This is a genomic window from Hydrogenophaga sp. (genome assembly GCF_022844385.1).
Classification (GTDB): domain Bacteria; phylum Pseudomonadota; class Gammaproteobacteria; order Burkholderiales; family Burkholderiaceae_C; genus Hydrogenophaga.
Genome location: NZ_JALHLX010000112.1, coordinates 3,754 through 12,006, shown reverse-complemented (window position 1 = coordinate 12,006; position 8,253 = coordinate 3,754). Strand labels below are relative to the sequence as shown.

The 8,253-nt window shown below is 64.9% G+C and carries 10 protein-coding genes; 4 read left to right on the top strand and 6 right to left on the bottom strand.

Annotated features, from left to right (window positions below; genetic code table 11):
- Window positions 1–185: hypothetical protein (locus Q0C59_RS15585; RefSeq protein ID WP_291217101.1), on the top strand; the 185-nt coding region annotated here is incomplete at its 5' end.
- Between the two features lie 126 nt (window positions 186–311).
- Here the strand turns inward: Q0C59_RS15585 and Q0C59_RS15580 are convergent.
- Entirely contained in the window at window positions 312–1,907 is a 1,596-nt protein-coding gene (locus Q0C59_RS15580; RefSeq protein WP_291217100.1) for an inorganic phosphate transporter, read from the bottom strand.
- Between the two features lie 86 nt (window positions 1,908–1,993).
- Entirely contained in the window at window positions 1,994–2,599 is a 606-nt protein-coding gene (orn, locus tag Q0C59_RS15575) for an oligoribonuclease (RefSeq protein ID WP_407066566.1), read from the bottom strand.
- Window positions 2,600–2,689: 90 nt separating this feature from the next.
- Here orn and Q0C59_RS15570 point away from each other — a divergent pair, with 90 nt between their 5' ends.
- From Q0C59_RS15570 to rsgA, 3 genes are read left to right on the top strand one after another with little or no spacing between them, the layout of a single operon-like run.
- Complete coding sequence (locus Q0C59_RS15570; RefSeq protein WP_291217097.1) at window positions 2,690–3,955, top strand: M48 family metallopeptidase; 1,266 nt, start codon at window positions 2,690–2,692, stop codon at window positions 3,953–3,955.
- 8 nt (window positions 3,956–3,963) lie between these two features.
- Window positions 3,964–4,284 carry a 4a-hydroxytetrahydrobiopterin dehydratase gene (locus Q0C59_RS15565; protein ID WP_291217093.1) on the top strand — a complete coding sequence of 107 codons (321 nt, stop codon included), beginning with the start codon at window positions 3,964–3,966 and terminating at the stop codon, window positions 4,282–4,284.
- A complete protein-coding gene (rsgA, locus tag Q0C59_RS15560; protein ID WP_291217090.1) occupies window positions 4,284–5,231 on the top strand; it encodes a ribosome small subunit-dependent GTPase A in 948 nt (315 codons plus the stop codon). Before Q0C59_RS15565 ends, rsgA begins: the two co-directional genes overlap by 1 nt.
- 6 nt (window positions 5,232–5,237) lie before the next feature.
- On the opposite strand, the gene Q0C59_RS15555 is transcribed toward rsgA, so the two are convergent.
- The 4 genes from Q0C59_RS15555 to trmD all read right to left on the bottom strand — a co-directional run.
- Window positions 5,238–6,167 (bottom strand): CobD/CbiB family protein, encoded by a 930-nt coding sequence (locus Q0C59_RS15555; protein ID WP_291217087.1) that lies wholly within the window; start codon window positions 6,165–6,167, stop codon window positions 5,238–5,240.
- Between the two features lie 44 nt (window positions 6,168–6,211).
- On the bottom strand, window positions 6,212–6,889 hold the full coding sequence (locus Q0C59_RS15550; protein ID WP_291217085.1) for a CoA pyrophosphatase: 678 nt from the start codon (window positions 6,887–6,889) through the stop codon (window positions 6,212–6,214).
- Between the two features lie 78 nt (window positions 6,890–6,967).
- Entirely contained in the window at window positions 6,968–7,333 is a 366-nt protein-coding gene (rplS, locus tag Q0C59_RS15545) for a 50S ribosomal protein L19 (protein ID WP_291217104.1), read from the bottom strand.
- A 143-nt stretch (window positions 7,334–7,476) separates the two neighbouring features.
- Window positions 7,477–8,253 (bottom strand): tRNA (guanosine(37)-N1)-methyltransferase TrmD (gene trmD / locus Q0C59_RS15540; RefSeq protein WP_291217082.1); only part of this gene is annotated, 777 nt, incomplete at its 5' end.

Sequence of the window (8,253 nt, the reverse complement as noted above, 5' to 3'; positions counted from 1 at the left end):
CAGCCGACCCGCAGTGGGGTGGCCGCTCCATGGCGCTAGATCCGTTCGTGGTTACAAAACATCAACCATCAAACGGTCTACGCGCCTTCGGTCAGCCTGGAAAGATTCCGGTGACGCTGGGAGCGAATGGTCCCCATCCGTTGGGCCTGACCTTGAAGGGTCTGGCGGGTGGTGCGGTCTTTTGAAGGACCGCGCCACCGTTGCAATCGGGGGGCCTGTGTGTGAGGCAGATGCACAAATCATCGCAGTTGCCTGCGAAGCCGCTGATTATAGCCTGAAGTTCAGGGAAAACCCTGAACTCTTTTTCGCGATCAGCTGAGAACTGCCCTGACGATGTAGAAGAGGATGGCCGCGAGCACCGCCGTGGCGGGCACGGTGACGATCCACGCGGCCACGATGCGCATGACGGCCGAACGCTTGACGATCTCTTTCTTGATCGCCTTCTTCATGGCGCGCTGCTCCTTCTTCGCCAGCAAGGCGCCCTCGGCGGTTTCGGTCGCCTGCCGTTGTTTGGTGCGGCGCTTCATTTCGTCGAGCATGCGTTTTTTCTCCTGCACCTCGGCCGCCTCGAAGCGCTGCAGGTAGGCCTCCACCTCCGCGCGGTCGGCGCCCTGATGGCCGGCAAACACCACCGCCTCCATCTTGGCGTAGTTCACCTTGAGCAGCTCGCGCAGGAAGCCCACACCAAACACCGCACCGATGGTGATGTGGGTGGTGGAGACCGGCATGCCGAGCTGTGAGGCAACGATCACGGTGAGGGTGGCGGCCATGGCAATCGAATAGGCGCGCATGTTGTCCAGCTCGGTGATCTCCTTGCCCACCGTGCGGATCAGGCGCGCGCCGTACAGCGCAAGACCAATCGCCAGACCCAGGGCACCGAGCACCATGATCCACAGTGGCGTGCCGGCTTTGGTGGCGATCGCGCCGGTCTTCACCGCTTCGTAGATGGCGGCCAGCGGGCCGATGGCGTTGGCCACGTCGTTGGCGCCGTGGGCAAAGCTCAACAGCGCGGCCGAGCAGATGAGTGGCCAGGTGAACAGGCGGTTCACGCCGTCCTTGCTGTTGTCCTGACGCATGGCCATGCGGCCGATGGGTTTGCGGATGAACCACCACACCACAGCGGCCACCACCGCGCCGATGACCAGCGCCGTGAAGAATCCGACCTTGACCAGCTGGCTCACGCCTTTGAGCAGCATGTAGGTGGTGTAGGCCCAAACCATGAGCGCGATGAGCACCGGCACCACGCGGCTGGCGGCGTCGGTTTTGTCGCTGCGGTAGGTCACGCTGCGTTTGATGAGGTAGAGGAAGGCGGCGGCCATGGCACCACCCATCAGTGGCGAGATGATCCAGCTGATGACGATGGCGCCGATGGTGTCCCAGTTGACCAGCCCCCAGCCGCCTGCGGCAATGCCGGCGCCCATGACGGCGCCGATGATCGAATGCGTTGTGGAGACCGGTGCACCCACCGCTGTGGCGAGGTTGAGCCAGAGCGCGCCGGCCAGCAGGGCCGAAAACATCACCCAGGCAAACAGCGCAGGGTCGTTGATGCCTGCCGGATCGATGATGCCGCCCTTGATGGTGCCCACCACCTCGCCCCCGGCGACAATGGCGCCCAGCGCCTCGAACACGGCGGCCACCACGATGGCCCAGCCCATGGTCATGGCGCCGGAGCCCACCGCAGGGCCCATGTTGTTGGCCACGTCGTTGGCGCCGATGTTCATGGCCATGTAGGCGCCTACGCTGGCGGCCACGATCAGCAGCCAGACAGCGGACGAAGCCAAACCGATGGTGGACGCACCGGTGAGCGAGGCGTACACACCCACCAGGATCAGGAACAGCACCGCAGCACCCAGCTGCAGGGCCTCCTGGTGCTTTGAAATGAAGCGGCTACGGGCTTTTTTGGGCATGTGAATCTCGCGTGAATGTCACGATTTTGTCATGTTGAAGTTGTTCGCCCATCCGCTGAAGGGCCGATGCGAAGGAGCTGCCGCGCTCAGCGCAGGAAGTGCGTGCGGTAGTGCTCCAGCTCGTCGATGGACTCGTGCACATCGGCCAGCGCGGTGTGCTTCTGCTGCTTCTTGAAGGCGTCGTACACCTCAGGCCGCCAGCGTTTGGCCAGTTCCTTGAGCGTGCTCACATCCAGGCAGCGGTAATGAAAGTACGCCTCCAGCTTGGGCATGTACTTCACCAGGAAACGGCGGTCCTGGCTGATGGTGTTGCCGCACATGGGCGAACCGCTGCGCGGCACATATTTGCCGATGAAGGCCAGCAGCTCGGCCTGAGCCTGTTCTTCGGTCACCGTGCTGGCCTTGACCTTGTCGATCAGGCCGCTCTTGCCGTGGGTGCCCTTGTTCCAGTTGTCCATGGCGCCCAGCACGGCGTCGCTCTGGTGGATCACGAGCACCGGGCCTTCGATGCGCGGCGTGAGGTTCGGGCCGGTGATGATCACCGCGATCTCCAGCAGGCGCTCTTTCTCGGGGTCCAGGCCGCTCATCTCGCAGTCGATCCAGACCAGGTTCTGGTCACTTTTGGCGAGGGTGGGGGTGTCGGTGGCGGCGGGCGCCGTGGCCATGTCGGCCGGGGTGGGGGCAGAAGTCATCCTGCGATTTTCACCGATCGGCCAGAACGCCCGGCTGGCCATGGCCCCAGAGCCATCTGGCGCAGGCGCTCTTCGATAGACTCCCCACCCATGGACACCGCCTCGTTTGCCTTCACCGCCCTCTTCTGCGCCCTGCTGGTGCTCGGCCTGGTCATTCGCACCGTGCTGGCCAGCCGGCAGATCCGCCACGTGGCCCGCCACCGCGGCACCGTGCCGGCAGCGTTCAGCGACACCATCTCGGTGACGGCCCACCAGAAGGCCGCCGACTACACGATCACCAAAACGCGATTCGGCCTGCTGGAGATCGCCATCGACGCCGCGTTGCTGCTCGGCTGGACACTGCTGGGCGGCCTCGACTGGCTCAACCAGACGCTGCTGGCGGCCCTGGGCGGCGGCATGGTGCAACAACTCGCGTTGCTGGGCTCGTTTGCCATCATCGGCGGGCTGATCACGCTGCCGCTGGGCTGGTACGCCACTTTCCGCATCGAAGAACGCTTCGGCTTCAACAAGATGACGCTCTCGCTCTGGCTGGGTGACCTGCTCAAGGGCACCCTGGTCGGCGCGCTGGTCGGCCTTCCGATTGCAGCGCTGGTGCTCTGGCTCATGGGCGCGGCCGGCCCGGTCTGGTGGCTGTGGGCCTGGGGTGCCTGGATGGTGTTCAACCTGTTGGCGCTGGTGCTCTACCCCACGGTGATCGCACCCATGTTCAACAAATTCGAGCCCCTGGCCGACGAGACCTTGAAGGCCCGCGTGAACGCCCTCATGCAGCGCTGCGGTTTCGCTGCCAAGGGCCTCTTCGTGATGGACGGCAGCAAGCGCAGCGCCCACGCCAACGCCTACTTCACCGGTTTCGGCGCGGCCAAGCGTGTGGTGTTCTTCGACACCTTGCTCAAACAACTCAGCCCCGAAGAGATCGACGCCGTGCTCGCACACGAGCTGGGCCACTACAAACGCCGCCACATCATCAAACGCATCGTCCTGTTGTTCTCGCTCAGCCTGGCCGGGTTTGCGTTGCTGGGCTGGGTGTCGAGCCAGGCCTGGTTTTACAGCGGCCTGGGCGTCATGCCCTCGCTGGACACGCCCAACGACGCCCTCGCCCTGATCCTGTTCCTCATGGTGGTGCCGCTGCTCACTTTCTTCCTGTCGCCGCTGATGGCGCAGCTCTCGCGCAAACACGAGTTTGAAGCGGACGCCTACGCCGTGGAACACACCAATGGCGCCGATCTGGCCAGCGCCCTGCTCAAGCTCTACAAGGACAACGCCAGCACGCTCACGCCCGACCCGGTGTACGCGCGCTTCTACTACTCCCACCCACCGGCCAGCGAGCGCCTCACGCGTTTGCAGACCGCCGCATGAAGTCAACCATGAACCCCATTCACCAGAACCGCCGCGCCCTCTCGGCCACCGAAATCGTGAGCCAGCTCACCCAGCTCAACGGCGAGTCCGCCCAGGGCTGGAAACTGATCGACGGTGCGCTGGAGAAGGCCTTCACCTTCGCCAACTTCCACGAAACCATGGCTTTCGTGAACGCCGTGGCCTGGATCGCCCACCGCGAAGACCACCACCCCGACATGGCCCTGGGCTACAGCCGCTGCACGGTGCGCTTCAACACGCACGACGTGGGCGGCATCTCGGTGAGCGACTTCCACTGCGCGGGTGCGGTGGACGCACTGCAGAAGGCCTGATGGCCGATCTCCAGACCGGCCTGGTGGTGGCCGCCCATGGCCGCCACTGCATGGTGGAGAGTGCCGACGGCGAGCGCCGCATCTGCCACCCCCGAGGCAAGAAGAACCCGGTGGTCGTGGGCGATCAGGTGCAGTGGCAGATCACCGGCGACGAAGGCAGCATCGAGCGCGTGAGCGAGCGGCGCAACCTGTTTTACCGCCAGGACGAGATGCGCACCAAGTCCTTCGCCGCCAACCTCGACCAGGTATTGGTGCTGGTGGCCGCCGACCCCGAGTTCTCCGAAAGCCAGCTGGCGCGCGCCCTGATCGCCGCCCAGGCCGAGCGCATCGAGGTGCTGATCGTGCTCAACAAGAGCGACCTGCAACCCGCGTTTGACCGCGCCTGGGCGCGCCTCGATCCCTATCGCCGCATGGGTTGCACGGTGATGCCGCTGCGCCTGAAGGCCGAAGGGCAGGACGCGGGAGGGGACGACGGCCTGGACGCGCTGCAGCAGCGCCTGGCCGGCCAACGCACGCTGGTGCTCGGGCCCTCGGGCGTGGGCAAGAGCACGCTGGTGAACCGGCTGGTGCCCACGGCCAAGGCACTCACCGGCGAGATTTCGCGTGCACTGAATTCGGGCAAACACACGACGACCAGCACCTCCTGGTACTGGGTGGATGCCGAGCGCACCACCGCGCTGATCGACTCACCGGGCTTTCAGGAATTCGGCCTGAACCACATCGAACCCATGCAGCTCGCGCACCTCATGCCCGACCTGAACGCCACGCTGGGCAGTTGCCGCTTTTACAACTGCACCCACCTGCACGAGCCGGGTTGTGCGGTGGTGGCCCATGTGCAGACGGGTGATGCGGAAGTGACCGGGGGTGATCCGCTGGCGATCAGCGAGAACCGCTACCGCCTGTACCGCGAACTGTTCGCCGAGCTGTCCGACAAACGCAAGTACTGAGGCGGCTCAGAAGCGCGCGAGCGTGACGAGCGCGAGCAGCAGCATCCACAGCACCACGGCGCGCCACACCAGCCCCACCACACTGCCCAGATGGGCCAGTTGCGGCTCGGGCCGGCTGCCGGGGTCACCCTCGTCGGGCACAACCATTGGATCGGGCTGCGGCGTGAGTCGCACATTCAGCGCTCCCGAAGTGGCGGCCAACACCACACCGTTGCTGCCCGGCGCAAAACGTTCGGCATCACCGCGCCAGCTGGCCACGGCTTCCTCGAAGTTGCCCACCACCGCAAAGCCCAACGCCGTCACGCGCGCGGGCACGTGGTCAACAAAAGCCCACGCTTTGGCGGCGGCCTGCTGCAGGGCGACGCTCGGCGTGCCATCGGGGCGAGCGCGCCAGTTGCGCGAGAGGTATTCGGCCGAGCGGTAAAACACCGCGCCGGCCGGCCCCAGCCCCAGGGCCCAGAACACCACAAAACACACCAGCACCCCGAACACATGGCGGTGCGCCGAGAGCACCGAATGTTCGATGACCTGGCGCAGCAGCTCGCTGCGTGGCAGGCTGGAGGCGTCCACACGCAGCCAGCCAGCCAGTTTCTCGCGCGCCAGCGCATCGTTGCCCTCTTCGAGCGCGTTGCGGATCTCGCTGAAATGGTGGCTGAACTGCCGGAAACCCAGCGTCACATACAGCACCGCCACCATCCACACAAAAGCGAGAACCGAGCTGAACCACCACAACCCCCAGTGCACCAGTGCCACGGTGATCGCAGGCACACCCACGGCCAACGACCAGGCCACCCAGCCATGTGAGGCCTCACCCGCGTCGAGGTTGCGTCGAACCGTGCGTGACCAACCGCGCAGCGCACCATGCACCACGTTGTCGTAGGCCAGTGGACGCGCCTGCTCCAGGAGCAAGGCAATGAGGATGGCGAAAAAACCCATGGGTCGATCATAGTGGCCTGAACATCGCAGGCCACTGTGGCCACTCAGGCGCTGAGCAGCCGGTAGAAATTGCGCAGCATGCCCGCAGTGGCGCCCCAGATGAAGCGCTCCTGGTCACCGTCCTGGTAGGGCATGGAATACCACTCGCGCACCACCCCTTCGAAGTCGAACGCATGCCGACGGTGGTGCAGCGGATTCATGAGGAAGGACAGCGGCACCTCGAACACGTCGTCGACCTCATAGGGGTTGGGCACGAGCTCGAAACCCGGCTGCACCAGCCCCACCACCGGCGTGACGATGAACGAGGTCCCGGTGACGTACACGGGGAGGGTGCCCAGCACTTCGATGCGCTCGGGCGCAATGCCGATCTCTTCAAACGTTTCGCGCAGGGCTGCGGCGGTAGGGTCGGCGTCGGTGGGATCGATCTTGCCGCCGGGCAAGGCGATCTGGCCCGAATGGGTGGAGAGGTGGGCCGTGCGTTGGGTGAGCAGCAGGGTGAGTTCGTCGCGCATCACCAGCGGCAACATCACGGCCGCATGGGCAGGTGCCCGATTGGCAAACTTGATCTCGCGCACCAGCTCGGGCGTCCAGATCGGCGGGTTGGCAAACAGCTGACGCAGTCCGTTGGCCGTGAGGCGCTCCGGATGGGCAGGGTGCGTGATCTCCTCTGCATTGACGATGGGCACCAGGCGGGGATCGAAAGCGGGCAACAGTTGAGTCATGGGTGGAGGAGCATAGGCCAGACGCAAAAAAGCCGCTCCGGGGAGCGGCTTTTTCTTGCTGGCGGAGCGAGCAAAGGCTTATGCAGCCTTGGCGCCCAGCTTTTCCTTGATACGTGCCGACTTGCCGCTGCGCTCGCGCAGGTAGTACAACTTGGCACGGCGCACATCACCGCGGCGCTTGACTTCGATCTTGGCAATCAGCGGGCTGTACAGCGGGAAGGTGCGCTCGACGCCTTCGCCGTTGGAGATCTTGCGCACGATGAAGCTGGAGTTCAGGCCACGGTTGCGGCGGGCAACCACCACACCTTCGTAGGCCTGCAAACGCTTGCGGGTGCCTTCGATCACGTTCACGCTGACGATCACGGTGTCGCCAGGGGCGAATGGCGGAATGACTTTGCCGAGGCGAGCAATTTCTTCTTGCTCTAGGGTCTGGATGAGGTTCATGGTTTCCTGTTCGTCGATCATTCCCGCGCTGCACTAAAGGCCACGAATCCGGCAGGGGCCCTGTCCAACCTGTTGCAGAAGATCTGCTGGGGTTGCGGGCTGACCCGGTCGCGGCGGCCGGTAGAGGATCGAAAAGCCTTGGATTATAGCAAGCCCTGCGCGCGCAGGAAACTTTGGTCGGCGGCGTCGAGCAAACCCTGTTCCCGGGCACGGGCGAGCAGGTCGGGGCGCTGGCGGGCGGTGACCAGCAGACTCTGCTCGCGCCGGTGGCGGGCAATGCGTTCATGGTGCCCACCCAGCAGCACCTCGGGCACGGGCATCGGGCCTTGCGGGCCTTGCCAGACTTCGGGACGTGTGTGGTGCGGACTGTCAAGAAGGCCGTCGAGCGCGGGGTTGAAGCTGTCCTGCTGGTGGCTGCCCTCGTCGCTCAACACGCCGGGTTGCAACCGCGCCACCGCATCGAGCAGCGCCATGGCAGCGATCTCGCCGCCCGAGAGCACAAAATCGCCCAGGCTGATCTGCTGGTCGACACAGGCGTCGATGAAACGCTGGTCAATGCCCTCGTAGCGGCCACAGAGCAACACCGCGCCCTGGCTGGCCGACCAGCGTTCAACGCCGGTGTGGTTGAGGGCTTCGCCAATGGGCGAAAACAAGACGACTGGTGCGCGAGCGTTGTCGGGCTCATCGCGTTCCGCGCGCACCGCCAGCAAGCATTGCCACAGCGGCTCGGCCATCATGACCATGCCCGGGCCGCCGCCGAACGGGCGGTCGTCCACGCGGCGGTAGTTGCCCTCGGCAAAGTCGCGCGGATTCCAGAGGTGGACGTCGACCAGACCCGATTCAAAAGCGCGGCGGTTGATGCCGTGCTGCAGAAACGGCGCAAACAGTTCAGGAAACAGCGTGATGACGTCGAAGCGCAT

Coding starts and splice junctions, on each gene's coding strand:
- Q0C59_RS15555 (WP_291217087.1), bottom strand. CDS start 6,167: ATGGGTTTTTTCGCCATCCTCATTGCCTTGCTCCTGGAGCAGGCGCGT.
- Q0C59_RS15550 (WP_291217085.1), bottom strand. CDS start 6,889: ATGACTCAACTGTTGCCCGCTTTCGATCCCCGCCTGGTGCCCATCGTC.
- rsgA (WP_291217090.1), top strand. CDS start 4,284: ATGGCCGATCTCCAGACCGGCCTGGTGGTGGCCGCCCATGGCCGCCAC.
- Q0C59_RS15580 (WP_291217100.1), bottom strand. CDS start 1,907: ATGCCCAAAAAAGCCCGTAGCCGCTTCATTTCAAAGCACCAGGAGGCC.
- Q0C59_RS15570 (WP_291217097.1), top strand. CDS start 2,690: ATGGACACCGCCTCGTTTGCCTTCACCGCCCTCTTCTGCGCCCTGCTG.
- rplS (WP_291217104.1), bottom strand. CDS start 7,333: ATGAACCTCATCCAGACCCTAGAGCAAGAAGAAATTGCTCGCCTCGGC.
- Q0C59_RS15565 (WP_291217093.1), top strand. CDS start 3,964: ATGAACCCCATTCACCAGAACCGCCGCGCCCTCTCGGCCACCGAAATC.
- orn (WP_407066566.1), bottom strand. CDS start 2,599: ATGACTTCTGCCCCCACCCCGGCCGACATGGCCACGGCGCCCGCCGCC.